Genomic DNA, 24,557 nt, shown 5'->3' on the forward strand with positions numbered 1-24,557 from the left:
AACCGGTTTTCCGGCGGCCGACCGCTCAGCGGCCGAGGACCCAGCTCCGGCCCTCGGCCGCCAGCTTCTCCACCAGGGTGGCGCTGTCGTGCTCCTTCGCGAAGAGGTGTTCGGGGCGGGTGATCGGCACGATCCACAGCCACCGCACGGGGTCGCCCTGGAAGGACAGCCCGGAGGTGTCCGGCGGGACCCGGGTGGGATCGGTCACCAACGGGGTCGGGTCCTCCAGGAGCAGGACCGCGCCCGCGCCGCCGCGCATGGAGCGGTCCTCGGGGTTGTCCAGCCACTTGATGGTGTGCCCGGTCCCGAACCACGTGACCGCACGCCAGGGGAAGGCCCCGATCCACCGGAAGATCCGGGCCGCGTGGTGCGCGGGCAGGGTCGTGGCCAGGGCCAGCTCCACCCGGGCGTGGTTCGAGGTGTCGGCCATGTACCGGTCCAGGGTGGGCATCCGCTGCCCGCACATCCCCACCGTGGAGAGCACCGTGAAGGGCCGGTCGCGCGAGGGCGGCCGCTCCGAGACCCGCAGCAGCGGCGGGTGCCCGTCGGACACGTCCCAGTAGTGGCCGGGCTCGCCCACCCTGCGGTTCAGGTGGCTCAGGACGGTCCGCTGCACGCTGCGCCACGCCCCGGAGGCGCGCCGCCAGTCCCAGTAGGCCTCGGCGTGCACCACGCGCGGCCACAGCTGGTCGCGCACCGAGTCCAGTTCCCAGGCGTAGGCGCTGCGCCCGATCGCCTCGCGCGCGTAGCCGGGCAGGCCGCTGTCGGCCTCCGCCCAGCCCGGGATCACCGCGAGCAGACCCTCCTCGTCCACCAGGGCCACCCCGTCGCCCTCCTCGAACCACACCGCGCGCAGCGTGGCCGGGTCGAAGCGCGGACGCCCCTGCGGGTGCTTGGTGTGGCCCTCCGGCATGAGCGGTGCCTGACCCCGGTGGAGGCCGCCCGACGCGCTCTCGCGGGGGGCCGCCTCGTGGTTGGCCAGCCACACCGGTACCCGGATCCGCTCACGGGCGTCGAGCAGGTACGCGGCCGTGGTGTGGGAGTCGCACTCGACGACGACGCGGCGGCTCTGGTAGGGACTGATCTCGTCCAGCAGGACGTCGATCTCGGTCACCGGCCCTCCCACGCGCCGACGGGCTGTCATGTCGTCGTGTCCGCCGGAAGCGGGCGGAGCCGCCCGGCCTGTCCACGAGCTAAGTAGAATCGACGGTAGTGCCCTGACAGTCGGAGCAGCACCGCAGTCGCGTATAGGTCGTATAACGACCCGTGCCGCCACCTCCCTCCCGCACCGGGCGCAGACCACCGACTCCACTCCTTACGGATCCTTATGCCCGCCGAGCTCACATTCGTCGCACCCCGCCGCGCCAAGCCGCCCCGGCACCTGGCCGACCTCAGCCCCGAAGAGCGGCTGGAGGTCGTCAGGGAGCTGGGCGAGAAGCCCTTCCGGGCCAAGCAGATCGCCAAGCACTACTACGGCGGGCTGGAGTCGGACACCGCGAAGATGACCGACCTCCCCGAGTCCTCCCGGGAACGGCTCGGTGAGGCGCTGCTGCCCACCCTGCTCACCCCCGTCCGGCACATCACCTGTGACAACGGGATGACCCGCAAGACCCTGTGGAAGGCCTTCGACGGGGTGATGTTCGAGTCGGTGCTCATGCGCTACCCGGACCGCGTCACCCTGTGCATCTCCTCCCAGGCCGGGTGCGGCATGAACTGCCCCTTCTGCGCCACCGGCCAGGCGGGTCTCACCCGTAACCTGTCCACCGGCGAGATCGTCGACCAGGTCGTGGCGAGCGCCCGCGACCTGGCGCGCGGCGAGGTCGCGGGCGGCCCGGGACGGATCAGCAACATCGTGTTCATGGGCATGGGCGAGCCCATGGCCAACTACAAGCGGGTGCTCCAGACCGTCCGCCAGATCACCGACCCGGTCCCCAACGGGATGGGCATCTCCCAGCGCGGCGTCACCGTCTCGACGGTGGGCCTGGTCCCGGCGATCAACAAGCTCATCGACGAGAGGATGCAGGTCCGCCTGGCGATCTCCCTGCACGCCCCCGACGACGAGCTCCGCGACGAGCTGGTGCCGATCAACACCCGCTGGAAGGTCGACGAGGTCCTCGACGCCGCCTGGCGCTACGCCGGGACCACCGGCCGCCGCGTGTCCATCGAGTACGCGCTGATCAAGGACATCAACGACCAGGCCTGGCGGGCCGACCTCCTCGGCAAGCTCCTCAAGGGCCACCTGGTGCACGTCAACCTCATCCCGCTCAACCCCACCCCGGGGTCGAAGTGGACCGCCTCGCGCCCCGAGGACGAGCGCGAGTTCGTCCGGCGCCTCCAGTCCCACGGAGTCTCGGTGACCGTCCGCGACACCCGCGGCCAGGAGATCGACGGGGCCTGCGGGCAGCTCGCCGCCGCCGAGAAGTAGACCGACGTGGTCGAGACCGCCCTGGCCTTCGCGGTGGCCACCGCGGCCGGGCTGGTCCCGCTCATCAACATCGAGCTGTACCTGCTGGGCGCCGTCGCCCTCGTGGACGACGGCGCCCTCGTGCCGATGGCCCTGGCCGCCGCGCTGGGCCAGACCCTCGGCAAGATCCCGTACTACTACGTGGGGTACGGGACGATCTCCACGCCGTGGCTGCGGCGCCGCGCCGCCACCCCCGGCCGGTGGACGGAGCGGGTGTCCCGCTGGCGGGCCCGGGCGGAGGAACGCCCCGTCTGGGGGGCGGGCCTGCTCGCCCTGAGCTCCTTCGCCAGCGTCCCGCCGTTCATGGTGGTCTCGGTCCTCGCCGGGGTGCTGCGCATGAACCTCGTGCTGTTCTGCGCGGTCACCTTCGCCACCCGGTTCGCGCGCTTCCTGATCCTGGTCCTGGCCCCGGCCTGGGCGATGTCCTTCCTGCCCTGAACCCCGGCGGGACCTCAGCCCCCGGCTCGGGGATCGGTGAGACCCACCAACCGGGCCAGCATCAGCCGCAGGTCACGCAGGTGCGTGTCGGCGTCGAACCCGGTCTCGGTGGCCGCGCGCAGGAACAGCGCGCCGACCAGCGTCTGGATCCAGCCCGCGGTGGCCTCCGCGTCCAGGGCGGGATCGGCCCCGCCCTCCCGGGTCGCCCGGGACACCAGGCGGGTCAGGGCGTCGAACTCGGCGCTGTTGTCGGCCTCCAGCGCCTCGGCCAGCTCGGGAACGCGCGGGGCCTGGCGCAGCGCCTCCAACACCAGCCCGGCGGCCACGGGGTTCGCCGCCGGAGCCGCGAGGTGTTCCACCAGGTCGAGGAGGGCGGATCCGGGGTCCGCGTGGTCGCGAGCGACGGCGATCCGCTCGGCGTCGTCGCCTCCCTCGTCGGTCAGGAGGGCGATCAGGATCGCGCGTTTGCTGGGGAAGTAGTGGAACAGCGTGCCCGAGCTGATCCCGGCGGCCGCACGGATCTGGGCGGTGGAGGTACCGTCCAGGCCCTGGGTGGCGAACAGCGGAGCGGCGGCGTGCATGATGTGACGGCGTTTGGCCCGGTACTGGGCGGGATCGACCTTGCGCATGACCTATCTCCCTACCACTCGGCGGCCGTCACGGTAGACCGCGGCCACGTCGCGGATCGCCGAGATGTCGGCCAGTGGGTCACCGGCCACGGCGAGCAGGTCGGCCGCGCGGCCCACCTCGACGGCGCCGACCTCGTCGGTGCGCAGCACCCGCGCGGCCTCGCTGGTCGCGGCCCTGAGCGCCGCGTGCGGGCCCATACCGCTCTCCGACAGCAGTTCCAGTTCACGGTGCAGACCGTCACCGAAGCCGACACCGGGCACGGCCGCGTCGCTTCCGGCCACGATCCGGCCGCCCGCGGCGTGCAGCTCGCCCGCGCGCTCCCTGAGCCGACGGTGCACCTCGTGGTCACCGCCCACCTCGGTCACGGCCAGGGTCGGCGTGACGGGGATGTCGCGCTCGACCAGCTCGGCCAGCAGCTCCTCGGGCCAGCCGTCGAGGACACCGCGGGCCTCCAGGTGTTCGAGCCCGTCCACCCCGGCGGCCAGGGCGTCGGCCAGGTCGGCTTCGGCGCCCCAGTGCGCGGTCACGGGCAGGCCGTGTTCGTGGGCCTCGGTGACGACGGCTTCGAGGATCTCGAAGGGGATCGGGTCCAACTCCCGGCGCCCGGGTTCCCCGCTCTCCTGCACGACCTTGATGAGGTCCACGGGGTCCGCGCCGGAGGCGAGCTCGCGTACGGCGCTCCGGGCCTCCTCCGGGGTGGCCGGGAGGCGGACCGTGCCGGAGTCCGGCTCCACACCGAAGGTCACCACCGGGTGGCCGCCCGGGGTGGTGAACAGGGGACCCGAGGTGAAGAGCCGAGGGCCCTCCAGTTCGCCCCTGCGGAGCATCCGGCGCATCTCCGTGATCCAGACGTGGTCGTCACCCAGCCCGCGCACCGTCGTCACACCGTGGTCGATCAGGGCGCGCCGGGCGGACGGGGCGTAGCGCGCCATCTCGTAGACCACCCCCGGCATGTCGGCCGTCCCCAGCTCCTCCCCGGGATCCTGCTGCGGAAAGCCGAGGTGCACGTGGAGGTCGATCAGGCCGGGCAACAACGTGTGCCCGCCGAGGTCCACGATCTCGGTGCCCGCCGGGAGTTCGAGGTCGCCGTCGTCCGCGATCCCGGCGATGACGCCGTCGGAGACCAGTACCGTCGTGCTCTCACGCGGTTCCAGTTCCACTCCGGTGAGGACCGTGGCCCCGGTCAGCGCGAGGTGACCTCGCTGTGGTTCCGCCCGGGGGCGGTACATGGTGGCGAGGTAGTGGCCCACACCCCCGGTCCCGGCGAGGAGGCCCAGGCCGCCCAGGACCAGCAGTCCGCGCAGGACCCTTCGCCTCGTGCTCCTCCCGCCGCCGGTCGAACCCCGCTCCGCCGTTCCGTCCGCTTCTTCGCCCATCGACCGCCCCGAGTCTCGTACATTAATAGACCGACTGATCTGTTTATGTTAGCGATCGTGCGGGACCGAAGAGAGGGCGGGGCCGGATCCGCTCAGAGGGCGTGGTCGGCGAGGCGGGTGACGGCCGAGACGACCTCGGGACCGTGGATCGTCCTCGGGTCGTTGTGGCCCGCTCCCGGCAGGACGACCTCCTCGAACAGGTCCGCGCTGGCCCCGGCCACCTCGTGGCTCTGTTCGGGCGGTACGACGGCGTCGGCGTCACCGACGACCACGGTGGTGGGCCGTTCGACCCCCGCGACCCGTTCCGCGACCGGGAACTCGTCCCGCAACAGCGCCCGCACGGGCACCACCGGGTAGTGGTGACGGCCCAGGTCGGCCAGGGAGCTGAAGGGCGAGCGCAGGAGGAGCGCCGCCGGTGGGCGCTGTTCGGCCAGGTCGGCGGCCACGGCCGCGCCCAGGCTCTCCCCGAAGTACACGGTGCGGTCCGCGTCGAAGCCGCGCTGGGAGAGGTGGTCGGCGGCGGCACGCGCGTCGGCGGCGAGACCCTTCTCGCTGGGGGAGCCCGGGTTGCCCCCGTACCCCCGGTAGTCGAAGAGCAGCACGGAGAACCCCTCGGCGGCCAACGCGCGTGCCAGCGGTGCACGGGACCGTCGGTCGCCCGCGTTGCCGTTGGTCACCAGCACGGCCGCCTCCCGGTCCCCGGCGGTCGGGGGTACGAACCAGCCGCCCAGTTCGAGCCCGTCCCCGGTGCGCAGCCGGACGTCCTCGGCACCCTCGATCACGGACCCGGCGGCGGGGGGTTCGTCGTGGGAGGGGAGGTAGATCACGGATCGCTGCATGGCCCACAGAAATCCCAACAGCACCACCAGCACCAGTGCCGTCACGGCCGTCACGATCAGGACCGGTCTCACCAAGGTTCCTCCCGGGGTTGGTGCCCTGTCGCGTGGAGTACCCGTTCACCGTGGCTGATACCGGACGGTCCGCCGTGGAACCGGAGCGCGGTGGGCGGCGTCTGTTCCTGTGCCTGATCACCGAACAGCAGGGAGGCCGCCATGCGGGCCGGACGCAGTGGGATCGTCGTCGGAACGGCGCTGGGAGCGTTGCTCCTGGCCACCGGATGTTCCTTCGAGTGGAGCATCGGGGACACCGAGCCTCTGGGCGGCGACGCCTCGGACGCCTCGGACGCCGCGAACGGCGAGGAGAGCACCGGGGGCGACACCGCCGCCGCCGTGGACGTCGCGGAGGTCGAGCGCCAGTCGAGCGATCGGCTGGCCGAGCAGGTCGGCCAGGCGCCGGACGACTTCAGTTGCCCCGGGGACCTCCCGGCCGAGGAGGGCGCGGAGATGCGTTGCGAACTCACCCACGGGGGACAGACGCTCGGTGTGACCCTCACCGTGACCTCGGTCGACGGCGGTGACGTCAACTGGGACGTCCTGGTCGACGAGTAGCACCCACAGGGCCCGGGAGGGCCGCCCGAGACGCCGAGCGGCGCACCGGGCGGCCCCCCGGGCCGGGGCTCGGACGCTCGCCAGGTCGCGGAACCCCAGCGGCCCCAGCCCCCGGCGGGCGGCACCGCCCCGAGGTGGAGGGGGAGCGCCGCGGTGTCGAACCCGACCGGCGGCGGACGGGGCGGGAGCGCGAAGGCACAGGCCGTGCACGTGCACGTGTACGTGCACGTGCTCGTCGCGGGGCGAGGGGCGTGTGGGGCCCGGGCGTACACTCGGGGCACGTTCGGGGCCGTTCGCGGGTTCGGGTCCCAGGTCACGAGGGGGGAAGTTCGATGGTGCAGGTCGCGGTCGCCCAGTTCGCGCCGGGGCAGGACAAGGCCGAGAACCAGCGGTCGGTCGCGGAGCTGACCGCTCGCGCCGCCGCCCGGGGCGCGCGCGTGGTCCTGTTCCCCGAGTACACGATGTTCACCGCTCCGTGCACCGACCACCGGTTCGTGGAGGCCGCCGAACCCCTGGACGGGCCGTTCCTGGACGACGCCGCCGACACCGCCCGTCGGGAGGGCGTGTACCTGGTGCTGGGAGTGAACGAGTCCGGGGGAGAGGGTGCCACCCACTTCACGAACACGCTCGTCGCTCTCTCGCCCGAGGGGAAGCGGGTCGCGCTCTACCGCAAGGTCCACCTCTACGACGCCTTCGGCGCGAGCGAGTCGGACGTGGTCGCCCCCGGGCCGATCGACGACCCGGAGACCTTCACCGTCGACGACGTGGTCTTCGGCCTCCAGACCTGTTACGACCTGCGCTTCCCGGAGGTGACCCGGCGGATCGCCGACGCCGGGGCGGACGTGGTGCTGCTGGCGGCGCAGTGGGTTCCGGGGCCGCTGAAGGAGGACCACTGGCGCACCCTCGCCCGGGCCCGCGCCATCGAGAACACGGTGTACGTGGCCGCCTCCGGGCAGTCCGCGCCGACCGGCGCGGGCAACAGCGTGGTGGTCGACCCGATGGGGACCGCGCTGGCATCCCTGGGGGAGCAGACCTTCGAGGTGGCCTCGGCGGAGGTTTCGGCCGCGCGTGTGGAAGCGGTCCGTGTCACGAACCCGGCGCTGTCCCTGCGCCGATTCTCGGTGGTTCCGCACGACCAGGACTGAGTCCCAGCCCCGCACGGGACGGGACATATCCGGTTCTTCGTAGGAAAGATCCTCAATGAACTGGGGTCTTCCCAGGGTTCGTCACTTAGGGTTATGATCTCCCTGCACGGAGTGATTTAGATCGGTCCGGACCCTTCCAGGTGCCGAGAGCTTCTGATTCAATTAAGAGCCGGTAACTATCGGCCCGCCAGACTGTCCTAAACCACGGGGGGAGCAAGGACATTGCGCGGAATGAGCACGATGTGCGAACGGGACACGAGGCCCGACGCCGCATCCGAGATCCACGTCTACGACCCGAGCTGGCTCAGCGGAGCGCAGTGCATGGGGGATGCCTGCGTCGTCTGCCACGTCAAGTGGCCCCGGCCCCGCCGGGTCCTGGGCGAACTGCCGGACGGCAGCCACGTGTACGGATGCGACGAGTGCGCGGGGATCATCGGTCACCAGCCGGTCTCCGCGGGCGGGTCGCTGATCGCGGCACGCTAGGCGATGAAGGCCGGTGAACACGGTCGCGCTCCGGGTCCAGGGGGAGTCTTGAGGACCCGGAGCGCTTCCGTTGACGCACCCGCTTCCATGGGGAGGAGGGGAATTGAGCGCGTCTATCCAGGATGGTCTCTCGTGGCGCGCTCGGCGCGCGGTCGCGCCCGGTGAAGGGCGCCGGTGAACCACGATACTCCGTGTGGCCCGCCGTAGACCGTCAGTGAGAGACATCCGTCCACTATTTCGACGGGTCCCGTGCTAGCCGTTGGTCGGGAACCCCAGGTCGACGCCGCCCTCGGGGCGCTGTCCCGGGTCGGTCCACCGGGCCGTGACCGCCTTCGTCCGGGTGTAGAAGTGGACTCCCTCGGTGCCGTGCGCGTGCGAGTCGCCGAACAGGGACTGCTTCCAGCCGCCGAAGGAGTAGTACGCCATGGGCACCGGGATGGGCACGTTGATACCCACCATCCCCACCTCGATCTCGTTCTGGAACCGCCGCGCGGCCCCGCCGTCGTTGGTGAAGATCGCCGTCCCGTTGCCGTACGGGTTGCCGTTGACCAGCCGCACCGCCTCGTCGTAGTCGCGCACGCGGACCACGCTCAGCACCGGGCCGAAGATCTCCTCGCGGTAGCAGGACATCCCGGGGTCGACGTGGTCGAGGACCGAGGGGCCCAGCCAGAAGCCGTCCGCCTCCCCGCCCAGCACCGGGTGGACCCGGCCGTCGACCGCCAGGGTCGCCCCCTCACGGACCCCCGACTCCAGGTAGGAGGCCACCTTGTCGCGGTGCTCCCGGGTGACCAGCGGACCCATCTCACTGCGGTCGTCGTCCCCGGGGCCGACCCGCAGCCGGGAGACGCGCTCCCGGATACGCTCCAGCAGGTCGTCCGCGACCGCGTCCACCACGGCCACCGCCGAGATGGCCATGCAGCGCTCGCCCGCCGAACCGAAGCCAGCCGAGACCGCCGAGTCCGCCGCCAGGTCGAGGTCCGCGTCGGGCAGCACCACCATGTGGTTCTTGGCGCCGCCCAGGGCCTGGACGCGCTTGCCGTGCTCGGCGGCGTTGCGGTACACGTACCGGGCGATCGGGGTGGAGCCCACGAAGCTCACCGCCGCCACGTCGGGGTGCTCCAGGATCGCGTCCACGGCGACCCTGTCCCCGTGCACCACGTTGAAGACGCCGTCGGGCAGTCCGGCCTCGGCCCACAGCTCGGCCAGGATCAGGGACGCGGACGGGTCCTTCTCGCTCGGCTTGAGCACGAACGTGTTGCCGCAGGCGATCGCCACCGGGAACATCCACATCGGGACCATCGCCGGGAAGTTGAACGGCGTGATGCCGCTGACCACGCCCAGCGGCTGGAGGATCGAGTAGGCGTCCACCCCGGTGGACACGTTCTCGGAGTACCCGCCCTTGAGCAGGTGGGGGATGCCGCAGGCGAAGTCCACGACCTCCAGTCCCCGGGCCACCTCCCCCTGGGCGTCGGAGAAGACCTTGCCGTGCTCGGAGCTGACGGCCGCCGCCAGCCGGTCGCTGTTGGCGCGCAGCAGCTCCCGGAACCGGAACAGGACCTGGACCCGCCTGGACAGCGAGGTGTCCCGCCATCCGGGGAAGGCCGCCTTCGCCGCCGCCACGGCGATGGCGACCTCCTCGGCCCCGGCCAGGGCCACCGTTCCGGTGACCGCGCCGGACGCCGGGTTGTAGATGTCGCCGGTCCGCGCGGCGGGCCCCTCGTGGGCGCCGCCGCCGATCCAGTGGGTGACGTGCTTGCTCATGCTTCCTCTTCCTGGTGGGGCGGGCTTCAGGCCTGGTCCGCGACGGCGCGGACGGCGTCCAGCAGGATGTCGCGGCCCTCGGCGGCCTCCTCGGTCGACAGGGTCAGCGGCGGGGCCATGCGCAGCACGTTGCCGTGCACGCCGCCCTTGCCCACCAGCAGCCCGCGCTCACGGGCGGCCTCCAGCACCTTCCCGGCCAGCGGGGAGGACGGAGCACCGGTGGCGGGGTCGGCCATCTCGATCGCGAACATCAGGCCCTTGCCGCGCACGTCCCGCACGCAGTCGAGCTCGCGCAGCGCGCGCAGGCCCTCGACGACGGTGGCCCCCTGGCGGAGCGCGTTGCCCTGGAGGTCGTTCTCCAGCACGTAGTCGAGGGTGGCCCCGGCCGCCGCCATGGACACCGGGTTGCCGCCGAAGGTGGCCACGCCCAGCGCCGTCAGGCCGTCCATGAGGTCGCCGCGCGCCACCACGCCGCCCACCGCGAAGCCGTTGCCGAGCCCCTTGGCGAAGGTCATGGCGTCCGGGGTGACCCCGTGGTTGCCGATCCCGAAGAAGCTGGTCCCGGTCCGGCCCCACCCGGTCTGCACCTCGTCGGAGACGAAGAGGATGCCGTGCTCGTCGAGGACCTCCTTGTAGGCCGCGTACAGGCCGTCCGGGGGCATCGCGAACCCGCCCACGCCCTGGACCGGCTCCGCGATCAGGCACGCCACGTTGGGCGCGGCGGTGTCCAGGACCTCGCGCAGGTCGGCCACGCAGACGTCGATGTACTCCTGCTCGTCGAGGCTCCGGAACGCGGGGGAGGCGTGGTCGGTGCCGTGCAGGTAGTGCACGTTGAGGGGGGAGAGCGAGGAGTTCTTCCAGGCGCGGTTCCCGGTGACCGCGACGGTGCCGAAGGAGCGCCCGTGGTAGCTGCCGCGCATGGCCAGGACCTCGTCGCTGCCGCGCGCGTGCGTGGCCAGCAGCAGGGCGGTCTCGTTGGCCTCGGTGCCGGAGTTGGTGAAGAAGACCTTGGCGTCGGGGATGCCGGAGAGCCCGGCGATCCGCTCCGCCAGCTCCACCTGGGAGCGGATGAGGTAGAGGGTGGAGGTGTGGACGACGCCCTTGGCGAGCTGGCGTTCCACGGCCTCGCGGACCTCCGCGACGTCGTAGCCGAGCATGTTGGTCACGATGCCGGTGAAGAAGTCGAGGTAGGTGCGGCCTTCGGCGTCCGTGACACGGGCGCCCTTTCCGCTCACGATCTCCAGCGGGGACTCGTAGTACAGGGGCAACCAGGAGGGCATGACCGCGCGGTGGCGCGCAAGGAGTTCCGACATGCCCCCAGTCTCCCCAGCGCCGGGGGGCTTGGCCAGAATCACCATGTTGACAACATGCTGGTCGGCTTTACAACATGTAAAGCATCCGTCGGGTCGTCCCTCCGGTGCTCACGGGTGGGGGCGGCTCAGCACGGTGTAAAGCGAAACGCCCTCGAATCTGACAGAGCGTCCTAGACTGTCGCCTGTGCTTCCCACCCTTGCCGAGGTCCTCCAGCTGCCCGCTCTCCAGAAGGCCAGGCCCCGAGTGGTGGCCGGGTCCGAGTACCTGGACGTGGCCGTGCGCTGGGTCCACATCGCCGAGGTCACCGACCTGGCCCACCTGCTGCGCGGCGGTGAGCTGGTGCTCAGCACCGGCATCGCCATGCCCGACGACCCCGACGCCCTGCGCCGGTACATCGAGGACATCGCGGACGCCGGGGTCAGCGGGATCGCCGTCGAGCTCGGCCGCAAGTACCACGCCGAACTCCCCAAGGCCTTCCTCGACGCCGCCCGCGACGCCCGCGTCCCGGTCATCCTGCTCGACCGCGAGGCCCGCTTCGTCGAGATCACCGAGGCCGTGCACATCCGGGTGGTCAACGAGCAGCTGGAGGAGCTCCGCGAGTCCGAGAAGCTCCACTCGGTCTTCACCCAGCTGTCCGTGGAGGGCGCCGACGTCGGGCAGATCCTGCACGAGGTGGCCCAGCTCTCCGGCTGCCCGGTGGTCCTGGAGAACCTCACCCACCAGGTCCTGGCCTGCGACCTCAACGGCGAGGACCCCGGCACCCTGCTGACCGCCTGGGAGAGCCGTTCGCGCGCGGTCCGCACCGGGACACGGACCGTCCACGCGCCCGCCTCCGGCTGGCTGGTCACCACGGTCGGCGCCCGGGGACAGGACTGGGGGCGCCTGATCCTCATCACCGGGGCCGCCCCCACCGCCCGGCAGACCATGCTCATCGAACGCGCGGCCATCACCCTGGCCCTGGGCCGCCTGCTGGAGCGCCACCAGGAGAGCCTGGAGCGCCAGACCCACCGCACGATCATCACGGGCATCATCGACCGCGCCTACTCGGACCCGGAGGAGGCGCTGGTCCGGGCGCGCGCCGTGGGGGTGCCCCTGCACAACCGCGAGATGGTGGGCCTGGTCCTGCGCCTGCGTGAGAGCGGGACGGGCCTGGCCGCCCAGGCCCGCCTGTCCGACACCGCGGAGGGCGCCGCCCGCGCCTGCCGCGAACTCCGACTCCCCGCGCTGGTGGGCTCCCTCGACGACCTACGTGTGGGCATCCTGCTGGCGCTGCCCGACCGCAGGCGCCTGGACGCCACACTGCACCTGCTCGCGGACCGGGTCCGGGGCGCGGTGGGGGACGCGGCGGTGCTCGCCGTGGGGTCGACCGCCGACGACGTCCGCGAGGTGCGCCGCTCCTTCCTCGAAGCCCGACAGGTGGGCGACGTGGCGATCAAGCAGAGCGACCGGCGTCCCTTCTACCGCCTGCCCGACCTGCACCTGCGCGGGCTGCTCCACCTGTTCCGCGACGACGAGCGCCTCCAGACCTACGTGGAGCGCGAGCTCGGGCCGCTCCTGGACCACGACGCCCGGCACGGCGGAGACCTGGCCGACATGCTCCGCCACTACCTCGGCGCGGGGCGGAACAAGGCGCTGGCCGCGAGCCGGGCACACCTGTCCCGGCCCGCCTTCTACGAACGGCTGCGCCGGATCGGCAACGTGCTCGACGCCGACCTGGAGTCGGTGGAGACCTGCCTGTCCCTCCACGTGGCCCTGCTGTCCCTGGACTCGCTCCGGGACCAGCAGTAGGAGACCTCGGGTCGACCGGCTCGTCACACCGGGTGCAGTACGTTGGATTCCGTTGTGAATCCCGGGTCTGACAAGGGATTCCTGATTTTCAAGCGTGGAGGCGCCAGTGACCGAGCTCCCCGACCCCGGACCCGCGCGACGGGTCAACGGGGTGGTGCTGGACGAGACGGCCAAGCGCATCATCGAGGTCCTCCAACAGGACGGACGCCTCTCCTACGCCGCCATCGGCAAGAGGGTGGGCCTCTCCGAGGCCGCCGTCCGCCAGCGTGTGCAGCGCCTCCTGGAGTCCGGGGTGGTCCAGGTGGTGGGCGTCACCGACCCCATGACCCTGGGCTTCGAGCGTCAGGCGATGATCGGCGTCCGCACCAGCGGCGACCTCAACGCCGCCGCCGACGCGGTCTCCGACCTGGCCGGAGTCGAGTACGTGGTGATCACGGCGGGCTCCTTCGACCTCATGGTGGAGGTCGTCGCGGAGGACGACGCCCGCCTGCTGGACATCCTCGCCGCGATCCGCGCCGTGGAGACCGTGGAGAGCACCGAGACCTTCCTCTACCTCAAGCTCCGCAAACAGAGCTACGCGTGGGGGACCCGGTAGCTGTGCCCCTTCGGGCCTGACGCTTCGCCTCGGCCCGTGTTCGGGCACCCCCTCCTCACGGAAGGGGTACCCGGTCGGCCTTCCGACCCGTGGCCGAGGCGGTCGTCACAGCCCGGCGAGGGCCTCCTCCAGGATGTCCAGGCCCTCGCGGAGCAGGTCGTCCCCGATGACCAGCGGCGGCAGCATCCGGATCACGTTGCCGTAGGTGCCCGCGCTGAGCAGGACCAGGCCCCGGGAGTGGCAGTGCGCGAGCACCTGGGCCACGGCCTCGGGGTGGGGCTCCTTCCCGTCCTTGACCAGCTCGATGGCGACCATCGCGCCCCGGCCGCGCACGTCGCCCACGACGTCGAAACGGTCGGCGAAGGAACGCAGGCGGTCCAGCATGAGCGCACCGATCTCGCGGGCACGGCCGGTGAGGTCCTCGGTCTCGATGACCTCCAGTGAGGCCAGCGCGGCGGCGCAGGCCGCCGGGTTGCCGCCGTAGGTGCCGCCCAGACCGCCGCCGTGCACGGCGTCCATGAGCTCGGCCCGGCCGGTCACCGCCGCCAGCGGCAGGCCGCCCGCGATGCCCTTCGCCGTGGCGATCAGGTCCGGGACGATCCCCTCGTGGTCGCAGGCGAACATGTCGCCGGTGCGCGCGAAACCGGTCTGCACCTCGTCCGCGACGAACACGATCCCGTTGGCGCGGCAGAACTCGACCAGCGCGGGCAGGAACCCGGGGGCGGGCTCGATGAAGCCGCCCTCGCCCTGGATGGGCTCGATGACCATCGCGGCCACGTTCTCGGCACCGACCTGCTTGACGATCTGGTCGATCGCGGCGGCCGCCGCCTCGGGGCCGCAGTTCTCCGGGCCGGTCGGCCAACGGTAGGCGTAGGCCATCGGCATGCGGTGGATCTCTCCCGCGAACGGCCCGAAGCCCTGCTTGTAGGGCATGTTCTTCGCGGTCAGACCCATGGTGAGGTTGGTGCGGCCGTGGTAGGCGTGGTCGAACACCACGACGGCCTGCCGCCCGGTGGCGCTGCGGGCGATCTTGACGGCGTTCTCCACGGCCTCCGCGCCCGAGTTCAGCAGGATGGACCGCTTCTCGTGGTCGCCCGGGGTGACCCGGTTGAGCGCCTCGCACACCTCCACGTAGGCCTCGTACGGGTTGACCATGAAACAGGTGTGGGTGAAGCGGCCGAGCTGCTCGGCGGCGCGCCCGACCACGCGCGCGTCGGCGTTCCCGACGTTGGTCACCGCGATCCCCGAGCCGAAGTCGATCAGCGCGTTGCCGTCGACGTCCTCGACGATGCCGCCGCCCGCGCGCTCCACGTACACCGGCAGCACGCTGCCGACGCCCTGGGCGACGGCGGCCGACCGGCGCTTCTGGATCTCGCGGGACCTGGGGCCGGGGATCTCGGTGACGATCCGGCGGGACTGGACGACCTCGGTCTGTGCCATGCGGCTGCCTCCTTGTGCGGTGCGACGGTGCGGACGAGCAAGACACTAGATCGCGCCGAACCGGACACCCATGGACACAGTGGATAATCGGTGGGGAGTCGTGTGCCATTGCGTCAGGGAGCGACGGGGGAGACCGGATGCCGCCGACACTGGGAGCGCTGCTGCGCACGCCGAGCCTGCGCCTGCGCCTGCTCACCGGCCAGGACCGCACGCACCGCCAGGTGGAGTGGGTCGCGGTCAGCGAGCTGGCCGACCCCACTCCCTATCTCGCCGGGGGAGAACTGGTGCTCACCACCGGGGTGCGGTGGGTGGACCGGCTCCCCGACCTGCGCGACTACGTGCGCCGCCTGGCCGAACGCGACATCGCGGGGATCGGCTTCGGCGCCGCCGTGAACTTCGAGCACACCCCCGACGAGCTGGTCGCCGCCGCCGAGGAGTTCGGGGTGGCGCTCCTGGAGGTCCACCGCCTGACCCCGTTCATGGCGGTCGGCAAGGAGGTCTCCCGGCTGCTCGCCCAGGAGGAGTACGAGGGGCTGAACCGCGCCTTCGCCGCCCAGCGCGCGCTCACCCGGGCCGCGCTGACCGGTGCCCCCGCCGTGGTCGAACGGCTCGCCCGCGAACTCGGCGGCTGGGTGCTGCTGCTCTCCCCGGACGGCGCGGTCCGGCACGCGGCCCCCGCGTCGGCCGCCGCGCGCGCCCCCGGCCTGGCCGACGAGCTCGCCCGGCTGCGCGGCGCGGGACCCCGGGCCAGCGTCTCGGTGGCCTCGGAGGGTGACCGCGTCTCCGTACAGCCCCTGGCCACGGGCGGCCGGGCACGGGGTTTCCTGGCCGTCGGCGGGGTCCGCGTGTCCGGTTCCGACGACCGCACCCTGGTCAACGCGGCGGTGTCCCTGCTCTCCCTCGAACTCGAACGCCCCTCGCCCGGCGCGGGGACCGGGGCGGGCGTGCTCACGGCCCTGCTCGACGGCGCCCTCGACCCCGTCCACCCGGGCGCCGCCGACCTGCGGTCGGTGCTGCCCGCCGAACCCGTGGTGGTGGCCGTCGGGACGGCCGTGCCGGACGGACCCCGACCCGACGGCGTCCTGGTGGCCGAGCACGAGGGCCGCACCGCGGTGCTGGCCGCCGCGAGTGCCGACGCGACCGTGTTCGGTGAGGTCCTGGCCGGACCGGTCGGGGTCAGCGCCCCGGTCGGCTACCCGGAGCTGGCCGCCGCGCGCTCCCAGGCCGAGCGGGCGCTGACCGCCGCCGAGGAGGAGGGGCGCGAGCTCCAGCGTTTCGACCAGCTTCCGGGCGGCCTGCTCGGTCTGCTGGACACCTCCGCCGGGGCCCGGCTGGCCGACGAGCTGCTGGCCCCCATCGACCGGCAGAGGGCCGCACCCGAACTCCTCGCCTCGCTGCGCGCCTACCTGGCCGCCTCGGGCCGCTGGGACACCGCCGCCGAGCGGCTGGGCGTGCACCGGCACACCCTGCGCTACCGGATGCGGCGCATCCGGGAACTGCTCCCCGGCGACCTGGACGACCCCGACCACCGCACCGAACTGTGGATCGCGCTGCGCGTCCGCGAGGGCCGCCGCTGACCCCCGCCGTCGGCGTCCGCACCAAGACGCCGTGCCGCGTTCCCTGCCCGGTCACCTCGGCTTCGGCTCACGACAGTCGGGGATCTGCACAGTGGAGACGTCCCCATGAGTGAAATGTCCGCTTCCGGGCGGACCACGTCGAGGAGTCCTCCGAACCATGCAGACCAGACCCGGCCGTAGGGTCGGCGCCATCGCCGCCGCGGCCTCAGCCCTCGCCCTCCTGGCCGCCTGCGGGCCGAGCGCCGAAGAGGACGCCTCGGCGGGCGGGGACGGGGCCTCCCCCGACACCCTGGTCATCGCCGCGGTCCCCTCGGAGGAGGCGGGCGGGCTCCAGAACAGCTACGAGCCGGTCATCAGGATGCTCAGGGACGAGACCGGCCTGGAGGTGGAGTTCCAGACCGCGACCGACTACGCGGCGGTCATCGAGGGCCAGCGCAGCGGCCGGATCCACATCGCCCAGTACGGCCCCTTCTCCTACTACATCGCCAAGAACGCCGACTCGGACATCAGCGTCGCGGGCGCCATGGTGCAGGAGGAGGGCCAGCCGCCCGGCTACGTCTCCTACGGCGTCGTCCCGGCCGACTCCGACATCGAGGGCATCGAGGACTTCGCCGGGAAGCAGCTCTGCTTCGTCGACCCCAACTCCGCCTCGGGGTACCTGTATCCGCTGGCCGGACTGCTGGAGGCCGGGATCGAGGAGGGCGACTGGGAGGAGACCTTCGCCGGGGGCCACGACGCCTCGGCCGTCGCGGTCGCCGCCGGTGAGTGCGACGCGGGCTTCGCCTTCGACTCGATGGTGGACGAGACCCTCGTCGACAGCGGCTCCCTGGAGGAGGGCGACCTGCGCGTCGTCTGGGAGTCCGAGACCATCACCAGCTCCCCGGTCACCGTCTACAACGGCCTGGAGCCGGAGCTGTTCGACACGGTGGTGACCGCCCTCCAGGAGAAGGCCAACCAGGACTACCTCGCCGCCAACGGCTACTGCGAGGCGGGCGACTGCGACCTCACCGACGAGCGGATCTGGGGGTGGGAGGCCGTCCCGGACGACTTCTACGCCCCGCTCGACGCGGTCTGCGAGACGACGGGGGCGCCGCAGTGCGCCGACGCCTGACCGAACCCGCGTGACCACGGGGCGCCCTCCTCCGACGGGCGCCCCCACCTCCCGACCCGCCCCCTCCACTGACCTTGAGGAGTCGCGTGGACACCGCACCAGCCGCACCAGCCGCCGCACCCGGCACCCCGCCCGTGGTCCGCTTCGACGACGTGACCAGACGCTTCGGTGACACCGTCGCCCTCGACGGGGTGTCACTGACCGCCGACGCCGGGGAGGTGCTCGTCCTCCTCGGTCTGTCCGGTTCGGGCAAGTCCACCCTGCTCCGCCACGTGGACGGCCTCCAGGCGCCGACCAGCGGCGGGGTCGAGGTCCTCGGCGTGGACGTGACCGCCGCGCGCGGCCGCGAACTCCGCGCCCTGCGCCGCCGGATCGGCTTCGTCTTCCAGCAGTTCCACCTGGTGGGATCGCTCACCGTCCTGGAGAACGTGTGCACCGGGGCCCTCGGGCGCCTGCGCGGACCCCGCCTGGGACTGCCCACCTACCCGCGCGCCGTCCGCGAGGAGGCCCTGGCCCAGCTGGACCGGGTCGGCCTGGCCGACCGCGCGTTCCAGCGGGCCGACACCCTCTCCGGCGGCCAGCAGCAGCGGGTCGCCATCGCCCGCGCCGTACTCCAGCGCCCCGAGGTCCTGCTGGCCGACGAACCGGTCGCCTCCCTGGACCCCGAGTCGGCGCACCAGGTGATGGAGCTGATCCGGGAGGTCGCCGCCGAGGAGCGGCTGACCGTGCTGTGCAGCCTGCACCAGGTGGACCTCGCCCTCTCCTGGGGCGACCGGATCGTCGGCCTGCGCTCGGGACGGGTGGTGCTGGACAGCCCGGTCCGCGAACTCGACCGGGCCCGGGCGATGTCCGTCTACGGACGTGTGGGCGGCGCCCCCGTGACGGTCGGCTGACGGTGAACGTGCGAATGAGGCCCGAACCCGCCGTCCGACCGCGCACCCTGGCCGCGCCCGGCCCGAGCGGGACGGCCGCGGCGCTCACCCTGCTCGCCCTGGTCGGGATCGGCGTGTGGTCCGTCCTCGACCTCCGCGTCAACGTCGCCACCCTCGTCTCCAGCGCCGACAACGCGTCCGACTTCCTCTCCCGGACCCTCCCGCTGGACTTCCCCGCCCCCGGTGAACTGGTCGAACCCCTGGCCACCACCCTGGCCATCGTCATCGCCGCCACCCTGCTGTCGGTGGTCCTGAGCCTTCCCCTCGCGGTGTGGGCGGCCGGGAACACCACCCCCGGGCGACCGGCCCGGCTGGCCGCGCGGGCCCTGATCGTGGTCGCCCGCGCCGTCCCCGACGTCGTGCTCGCGATCCTGTTCTTCCGCCTCTTCGGCTTCGGCGCCGTGACCGGTGTGCTGGCGATGGGGCTGCACTCGGTCGGCATGGTCGCCAAGCTCTACGGCGACGCCGTCGAGCAGATCGACGAGGGTCCGCGCCAGGCGCTGCGCGCGGCGGGCGCGAGCCGCCTCCAGGAGCTCACCGGCGGGGTGCTGCCCCAGGTGCTGCCCGCCTTCGTCGCCACCGCCATGCACCGGCTGGACATCAACCTCCGGATCTCCGTGATCCTCGGTTTCGTGGGCGTCGCCGGGATCGGCCAGGACCTCGCCCACGCCCTGGGCCGCCTCGACTACCAGCGCGGCATGGCCCTGGCGGTGGTCGTGCTGGTGCTGTGCGTCGTGATCGAGCTGGCGTCCGTCGCCGTGCGCCGGGCCCTGCTGCCGCACACCGACCAGCGCCCCACCGGGATCACCGGGCTCACGGCCCGCCTGCGCCGACGTGCCCCCGGCATGGCGGGGGAGCCACACGCCGCAGTGGACCCCCGGGCGGCCTCCGCCGCCGCACGGGCCTCGGCCCGGGTGAGCCCGCCCTGGACCCCCTCCCGGGTGCGCCGGGCCCTCTACGCGCTGGTCACCGTGGCGGTCCTGGCCGGGTCGGTCGGCTACTCGCTGGCGGACTTCACCGGGTTCGTCGACTCCGGCCGGGGGCCGCTGGGCGCCCTGGCACTGTTCTGGCCGCCGGAGACCGGGGGGATCGGGGAACGCCTCATCCAGGGCCTGCTGGTCACCGTGCAGATCGCCTTCGCCGCCACGTTGCTCGGCCTGGTGCTGGCACTCCCGGTGGGCGTGCTCGCCGCGCGCAACGTGGCCCCCCACCACCGTGTGGGGCAGGCCTGCCGGATGTTCGTCGTGCTGGTCCGCGGCGTCCCCGAACTCATCCTGGCCATCGTCCTGGTGGTGATGATCGGGCTCGGTCCGGTGGCGGGCACCCTCGCCCTGGCCATCGGTGCCGTCGGACTGCTCGGCAAGCTGGTCGCCGACTCGGTGGAGGAAGTCGACCCCGGTCCCGAGCAGGCGCTGCGGGCCACCGGGGCCAGCCGGGTCCAGGTGTTCTTCGGCGCCACACTGCCCCAGGCGCTCCCCGCCTTCGTCGGACACGCCATGTACCAGCTGGACGTCAACATCCGGTCGGCCACCGTCCTGGGCATCGTCGGCGCGGGCGGGATCGGCTACGAACTGCTCAACGCCGCCCGGGTGCTGGAGTTCGGGGTGGTCACCCTCATCACCCTGATGGTCTTCGGGGTCGCGCTGGCCGTGGAGCTGGTCGCCGTGTGGCTGCGCGGGGTGGTCGGCGGCCGGACGTCCCACTGAGCGCGCGCCGGACCGGGCCCCGGGGAAAGTGGCACCGGTTCCGGCGTTCGCCGGGTGGGGGCGCGGAAAATGCACCACAATGGCCCTGATAGCTGGGGGTAGTCATCTGATCACGCGTGGTCGGGTGGTCAGGGGGGCGTCGTGAGGTCACTACAGGACGACGAGCAGATCGGCGGTCTGGGCTCCTACCCGACCACCGGCGGCCGGTTCGCGGGCCGGGACCGGGGGGCCGCCGGGGTCGGTGCGCCGTCCGTGCGCTGGAAGGCCCCGGCGGACCGGGGCGGGATCCGCTCCTTCCTGGCCTACCTGCGGGCCTGCCTGCGCCGCGAGTCCGTGCTCACCCACGTGGTGCGCGCCGAACGCCTGGACACCGACACCTGCGCCTGCCTTCCCGCCGGTCCCGAACTGCTGTTCAGCGGGGCCAGGGACACGCTGCCCGCGCACCCCGAGAGCGCCCGGGTGACCCGTCTGGCCGTACGGCACGGTCAGGCGCTGCGCTACGGCTACCCCCTGGTGATCCTCGGTGAGGGCGCGGACCGCGTGGCCCTGCCCCTCCTCACCGTGGACGTCCGGGCCGTGGACGAACCCGGGGCGGTCGGCGCCACCGGTCTCCCGGGCACCGGCCCGGGCCCGCTGGTGCGCGCCGTGGGTCGGCCCGACGTCAACACCGCCCTCCTCGCCCGGCTCGGCATCACCGACCCCGAGGACCTCTTCGAGCTGCGGACCCGTCTCCGCTCCGGGGCCCCCGACCCCGCGCACCGGCCCGCCGCCGTCGCCGACCTCGCCGTCAAGGTGCGCACCCTCCTCACCCGGCTGGAGATCGAACGGGTCGACGACATCGCCCCGCTCGGCACCCGGGGCAGGCCCCATCCGCTCACCCCCGGGGCGCACAACACCGCCGTGCTCTTCCGGGCGGGACCCACGGCGACGGGTGACGGCGCACCGGCCCCGGCCGAGGGGGTGGAGGGGGTCCTCACGGACCTCGACCCCACCCACCAGGACGGACTCGACCCCGGCGCCGTCCTCGGCACCGCGCTGGAGTCCCTGCTCGGCAGTTCCGCCCATGCCGCCCCCACCGCCCGGGTCACGGACCCCGCCGCAGGCCGGTGGATCCCCGAATCCCCGCTCCGCGGCCCGCGCGCCCACCGACGCGACCCCCGGGACCACAACCCCCCGACGGTCCCGGTCTCGGCCACCGAACTCAGCCAGCCCCAGTACGCGGTCCTGAGCGCCGCCATGCGCGAACAGCTCACCGCCGTGGCCGCCCCTCCCCGGAGCGGCGTCCACGACCTGGTCGACGCGCTCGTGCGCACCGCGGTCGCCAGCGGCCAGCGGGTCCTGGTGTGCGGCCGGACCGAGGCCGACCTCGACGCCGTCCTGGCCCGCGCCGACACCGCCCCCGCGCACCCGGTGGTCCGCGCGGGCGGCACCGGTGAACGCGCCGCCGAACAGCGCCAGCTCACCCGTCTGCTCTCCCGTCACGCACAGTCCCCGGCGGTCGCGGGCCCGCCGACCGACGGGGAGGAGGGCACCGGCCACCGGGACGACCTGGTCGCCTCGTGGAACCGGATCCGCCGGGTCTGGTCGGCCATGGACACGCTGGCCGCGGACGGCCACGTCCTCGCCCACCTGGCCGAGGAGCGCGGCCGCAGCATCGCCCGGGGCTGGGCCCCCGACACCCTCTTCACCCCCGAGCACGGCGGCCCCGAGTACTGGCTGCACCGGGCCGAACGCGCGGCCGGGGGCGGTCTGGGCGGCTTCCACCACCGCGCCGCCGTCCGCCGCGAACTCGGTGTGGCCACCGACCCCGAGGGGCTCGACCAGCTCTGCGCCGTGGCCCGGCTGGAGAGCGCGTGGCGCGAGGCCGTGGACCGCCGGACCCGCTGCGCGCCCCTGAACGAACTCACCCGGGAGCTGGCCGACGCCTGGGCCCGGCACCGCGCGGCCAGCGCCGCCTGCCTGGCCTCGGTGACCGGCCCCCGCCTCCGGCGGGGCCGCGCCTCCATCGAGAACCGCGTGGAGGCGCTCAACTGGAACCACGGAGGGAGCTGGCCCGGCCCGGCCGACCTCCTCGACGCGCTGCCGGTGTGGACCTGCCGCACCGACCAGGCCCGCGCCCTGCCCTCGGAAGCGGGCATGTTCGACCTGGTGGTCGTGGTGGGCGCCGAGCGGACCCGGGTCAGCGAACTCCTGCCGGTGCTCTACCGGGCCCACCGCGCGGTCGTCGCGGGCGACCCGGCCCACCCGGGCCCGGCCAGCGTGCTGGAACCGGAGGAGGAGCGGCGCGCCCTGGCCACCGCCGGTCTGGTCGCGGACCAGCTGGACGACCGCGCGCTCCGGTACGGCGCGGGTTCGGCGCTGCGGGCGGTGCGCGCGGCGACCCCGACGACGCTCTGGCTGGGCGAACACGACGGCGCCCCCGAGGTCCTGGCCGCGTCCGCCTCCCGGCACTGCTACGGCGGGCGGCTCGTGGTGGCGGGCCCGCCCCGGGGCGGCGAGGGGCCCGCCTTCGAGTGGCGCGACGTCGCGGGGGAGTGCGAGGCGGCGCCCGGGTCCTCCTACATCAACCGCGAGGAGGCCTACCGGGTGGCGGTGGTGGTGGCCGAGCTCGACCGGGAGCTGCCCGAGGGGGCCGACCTCGCGGTGGTGGCCCCGCTACAACCGCAGGTGGCGCTGCTCCGCAGGCTGCTGCGCCAACGCCACCTGCGCCGCCGGGTCCGGGTGGGCGGTCCCGACATGCTGGACACCGACGCCGCCGGTGCCGACGTCACCGTGCTCTCCCCGATGCTCGCGGCGGGCGCCCCGGCCATCGCGGAGCGCAGGGTGCGCCGGATGAACCACCTGTGGTCGTCCCTGCTCACCCGGACCCGCGAACGCCTCGTGGTGGTGGGCGACCGCGGGCACTGGACCGGTGGGGACGGCCCCCTCCGCGACCTCCTCGGCGGACGCTCCGGGCCCGGCACCACCCCGGCCGGCATCGCCCTGGTGGACGCCCTGCGCACGGCCGGTACCGGAGTGGAGGTGGGGCGCAGCTTCGACGGGTGGGCCGCCGACCTCGTGGTCGGCTACGGCGCTCGGCGGGTGCTCCTGCTGCTGGACGGGGAGCCGGACGGCCCCGCCCTGCGCCGTCTGCTCGCCAGGGGGGAAGCACTCAGCGAGGCCACGGACGACCTCGTGGTGGTGGTGCCCGCCTGGCGCTGCCTCACCGATCCCCGGACGCTGGTGGAGGAGATCCTCTCCGCCTGCTGACCCCTCGACCCCGGTCGGGTGTGCGGGCCCGCGCCCTATCCTGGAGCGAAGGACACATGCTCACAGAAGGGGACACGGGTGCCTGAGGGTCACACGCTGCACCGGCTGGCCGCACACTTCGAGAAGACCTTCGGCGGCGGCACGGTGAGGGCCGGCAGCCCCCAGGGACGCTTCGTCGAGGGCGCGGCCCGGATCGACGGCCGGGTCCTCACCGAGAGCGAGGCGCACGGCAAGCACCTGTTCCTGGGCTTCGACTCCGGCGAGTGGCTCCGCGTCCACCTCGGCCTCTACGGTGCCTGGTCCTTCGGTGACGCCGACGGCGAGCGCCACCTGGGCGCGCCCCGCGCGGAGGGTGCCGAACGCCTCGACCTGCGCCGCGATCCGGACGGCTTCGTCGTCCCACCGGAGCCGGTGGGCGCCGTCCGCGTCCGCCTGGTCAACTCCTCGGGCTGGGCGGACCTGCGCGGCGCCTCGGCGTGCGAGGTCATCACCGTGGCGGAGAAGCACGCCGTCCAGGCCAGGCTCGGTCCGGACCCGCTGCGCCCCGACGCCGACCCCGAACGGGCCTGGAGTGTGGTGAGCCGGTCCCGCAGCAGTCTCGCGGTGCTCCTCATGCGCCAGGACGTCATCGCGGGCATCGGCAACATCTACCGGGCTGAGTCCCTCTTCCGCGCCGGGCTCGACCCCCTGACCCCCGGCCGGGAGCTCACGCGGGAGCGGTGGGACGCCCTGTGGGCCGACCTCACGGCGCTCCTGCGCGACGGCGTCAGGGACGGTTACATCATCACCACGCGGCCGGAGGACCGGCCCGACCCCGACGCGCTCCCGGTGCCCCGGCCCGACACGCTCTACGTCTGTTACCGGACCGGGGACCCCTGCCGCGTGTGCTCGTCGCCGGTCTCCGCCACCGAGCTGTCCGGGCGCACCCTGTACTGGTGCCCCGGCTGCCAGGGGTAGCCGCCTCCCCGACCCTCCCGCTCCGGCGCGCCCCGCCCCGCGCCGCCGCCCCGAAAACCCCTGGGGTGCCCGGTACCGCCGTGGGTACAATCCCGTGTCGATCGCTTAACCGGTTCAGTGAACCGGCTGTTCGGAGCCCCGGT

20 protein-coding genes are annotated in these 24,557 nt (G+C 73.2%); 13 read left to right on the plus strand and 7 right to left on the minus strand.

Annotated features, from left to right (window positions below):
* Positions 1 to 25: 25 nt before the first annotated feature.
* A complete protein-coding gene (locus tag AC0VYL_RS05445; RefSeq protein ID WP_475482489.1) occupies positions 26 to 1,114 on the minus strand; it encodes a suppressor of fused domain protein in 1,089 nt (362 codons plus the stop codon).
* Positions 1,115 to 1,327: 213 nt separating this feature from the next.
* On the opposite strand from AC0VYL_RS05445, the gene rlmN reads away from it, so the two are divergent.
* Both rlmN and AC0VYL_RS05455 read left to right on the plus strand, forming a co-directional pair.
* Positions 1,328 to 2,425: a dual-specificity RNA methyltransferase RlmN gene (rlmN, locus tag AC0VYL_RS05450; RefSeq protein WP_475459876.1), complete on the plus strand. Its 1,098-nt coding sequence runs from the start codon at positions 1,328 to 1,330 to the stop codon at positions 2,423 to 2,425.
* Positions 2,426 to 2,431: 6 nt separating this feature from the next.
* Positions 2,432 to 2,902, plus strand: coding sequence for a hypothetical protein (locus tag AC0VYL_RS05455; protein ID WP_475482490.1), 471 nt, complete (start codon positions 2,432 to 2,434; stop codon positions 2,900 to 2,902).
* A gap of 14 nt (positions 2,903 to 2,916) precedes the next feature.
* Here the strand turns inward: AC0VYL_RS05455 and AC0VYL_RS05460 are convergent, their stop codons facing one another.
* The 3 genes from AC0VYL_RS05460 to AC0VYL_RS05470 all read right to left on the minus strand — a co-directional run bounded on the left by AC0VYL_RS05460 (position 2,917) and on the right by AC0VYL_RS05470 (position 5,819).
* Positions 2,917 to 3,531, minus strand: coding sequence for a TetR/AcrR family transcriptional regulator (locus AC0VYL_RS05460; RefSeq protein WP_475482491.1), 615 nt, complete (start codon positions 3,529 to 3,531; stop codon positions 2,917 to 2,919).
* Between the two features lie 3 nt (positions 3,532 to 3,534).
* A complete protein-coding gene (locus tag AC0VYL_RS05465; RefSeq protein WP_475459883.1) occupies positions 3,535 to 4,908 on the minus strand; it encodes an amidohydrolase family protein in 1,374 nt (457 codons plus the stop codon).
* 92 nt (positions 4,909 to 5,000) lie between these two features.
* Complete coding sequence (locus AC0VYL_RS05470) at positions 5,001 to 5,819, minus strand: alpha/beta hydrolase (protein ID WP_475483474.1); 819 nt, start codon at positions 5,817 to 5,819, stop codon at positions 5,001 to 5,003.
* A 141-nt stretch (positions 5,820 to 5,960) separates the two neighbouring features.
* On the opposite strand from AC0VYL_RS05470, the gene AC0VYL_RS05475 reads away from it, so the two are divergent.
* The 3 genes from AC0VYL_RS05475 to AC0VYL_RS05485 all read left to right on the plus strand — a co-directional run bounded on the left by AC0VYL_RS05475 (position 5,961) and on the right by AC0VYL_RS05485 (position 7,984).
* Positions 5,961 to 6,356 (plus strand): DUF4333 domain-containing protein, encoded by a 396-nt coding sequence (locus AC0VYL_RS05475; RefSeq protein ID WP_475482492.1) that lies wholly within the window; start codon positions 5,961 to 5,963, stop codon positions 6,354 to 6,356.
* A gap of 332 nt (positions 6,357 to 6,688) precedes the next feature.
* A complete protein-coding gene (locus tag AC0VYL_RS05480) occupies positions 6,689 to 7,501 on the plus strand; it encodes a carbon-nitrogen hydrolase family protein (RefSeq protein ID WP_475482493.1) in 813 nt (270 codons plus the stop codon).
* A gap of 240 nt (positions 7,502 to 7,741) precedes the next feature.
* On the plus strand, positions 7,742 to 7,984 hold the full coding sequence (locus AC0VYL_RS05485; protein WP_475462953.1) for a hypothetical protein: 243 nt from the start codon (positions 7,742 to 7,744) through the stop codon (positions 7,982 to 7,984).
* 252 nt (positions 7,985 to 8,236) lie between these two features.
* Here the strand turns inward: AC0VYL_RS05485 and AC0VYL_RS05490 are convergent, their stop codons facing one another.
* Both AC0VYL_RS05490 and AC0VYL_RS05495 read right to left on the minus strand, forming a co-directional pair.
* Positions 8,237 to 9,745 carry a CoA-acylating methylmalonate-semialdehyde dehydrogenase gene (locus AC0VYL_RS05490; protein ID WP_475482494.1) on the minus strand — a complete coding sequence of 503 codons (1,509 nt, stop codon included), beginning with the start codon at positions 9,743 to 9,745 and terminating at the stop codon, positions 8,237 to 8,239.
* Between the two features lie 26 nt (positions 9,746 to 9,771).
* Complete coding sequence (locus tag AC0VYL_RS05495) at positions 9,772 to 11,058, minus strand: aspartate aminotransferase family protein (RefSeq protein ID WP_475459896.1); 1,287 nt, start codon at positions 11,056 to 11,058, stop codon at positions 9,772 to 9,774.
* A gap of 184 nt (positions 11,059 to 11,242) precedes the next feature.
* Between AC0VYL_RS05495 and AC0VYL_RS05500 the strand changes: the two genes are divergently transcribed.
* Positions 11,243 to 12,847, plus strand: a complete 1,605-nt coding sequence (locus AC0VYL_RS05500) for a PucR family transcriptional regulator (protein ID WP_475459898.1) — start codon at positions 11,243 to 11,245, stop codon at positions 12,845 to 12,847.
* 106 nt (positions 12,848 to 12,953) lie between these two features.
* The gene (locus AC0VYL_RS05505; RefSeq protein ID WP_475459900.1) at positions 12,954 to 13,442 is read left to right on the plus strand and encodes an Lrp/AsnC family transcriptional regulator; all 489 of its coding nucleotides are present in this window, start codon (positions 12,954 to 12,956) and stop codon (positions 13,440 to 13,442) included.
* Positions 13,443 to 13,547: 105 nt separating this feature from the next.
* On the opposite strand, the gene gabT is transcribed toward AC0VYL_RS05505, so the two are convergent.
* On the minus strand, positions 13,548 to 14,882 hold the full coding sequence (gene gabT, locus AC0VYL_RS05510; protein ID WP_475482495.1) for a 4-aminobutyrate--2-oxoglutarate transaminase: 1,335 nt from the start codon (positions 14,880 to 14,882) through the stop codon (positions 13,548 to 13,550).
* Positions 14,883 to 15,019: 137 nt separating this feature from the next.
* On the opposite strand from gabT, the gene AC0VYL_RS05515 reads away from it, so the two are divergent.
* The 6 genes from AC0VYL_RS05515 to AC0VYL_RS05540 all read left to right on the plus strand — a co-directional run bounded on the left by AC0VYL_RS05515 (position 15,020) and on the right by AC0VYL_RS05540 (position 24,414).
* Positions 15,020 to 16,459: a PucR family transcriptional regulator gene (locus AC0VYL_RS05515; protein WP_475482496.1), complete on the plus strand. Its 1,440-nt coding sequence runs from the start codon at positions 15,020 to 15,022 to the stop codon at positions 16,457 to 16,459.
* A 157-nt stretch (positions 16,460 to 16,616) separates the two neighbouring features.
* Positions 16,617 to 17,570 carry a phosphate/phosphite/phosphonate ABC transporter substrate-binding protein gene (locus AC0VYL_RS05520; RefSeq protein ID WP_475482497.1) on the plus strand — a complete coding sequence of 318 codons (954 nt, stop codon included), beginning with the start codon at positions 16,617 to 16,619 and terminating at the stop codon, positions 17,568 to 17,570.
* A gap of 86 nt (positions 17,571 to 17,656) precedes the next feature.
* Positions 17,657 to 18,463 carry a phosphonate ABC transporter ATP-binding protein gene (phnC, locus tag AC0VYL_RS05525; protein ID WP_475459910.1) on the plus strand — a complete coding sequence of 269 codons (807 nt, stop codon included), beginning with the start codon at positions 17,657 to 17,659 and terminating at the stop codon, positions 18,461 to 18,463.
* Positions 18,464 to 18,477: 14 nt separating this feature from the next.
* Positions 18,478 to 20,208 (plus strand): phosphonate ABC transporter, permease protein PhnE, encoded by a 1,731-nt coding sequence (gene phnE, locus AC0VYL_RS05530; protein ID WP_475482498.1) that lies wholly within the window; start codon positions 18,478 to 18,480, stop codon positions 20,206 to 20,208.
* A 141-nt stretch (positions 20,209 to 20,349) separates the two neighbouring features.
* Positions 20,350 to 23,457, plus strand: a complete 3,108-nt coding sequence (locus AC0VYL_RS05535; RefSeq protein WP_475482499.1) for an AAA domain-containing protein — start codon at positions 20,350 to 20,352, stop codon at positions 23,455 to 23,457.
* Positions 23,458 to 23,535: 78 nt separating this feature from the next.
* Positions 23,536 to 24,414 carry an Fpg/Nei family DNA glycosylase gene (locus tag AC0VYL_RS05540; protein WP_475482500.1) on the plus strand — a complete coding sequence of 293 codons (879 nt, stop codon included), beginning with the start codon at positions 23,536 to 23,538 and terminating at the stop codon, positions 24,412 to 24,414.
* The last annotated feature ends 143 nt before the right edge of the window (positions 24,415 to 24,557 follow it).

This window comes from Nocardiopsis sp. iso_238 (assembly GCF_056173325.1).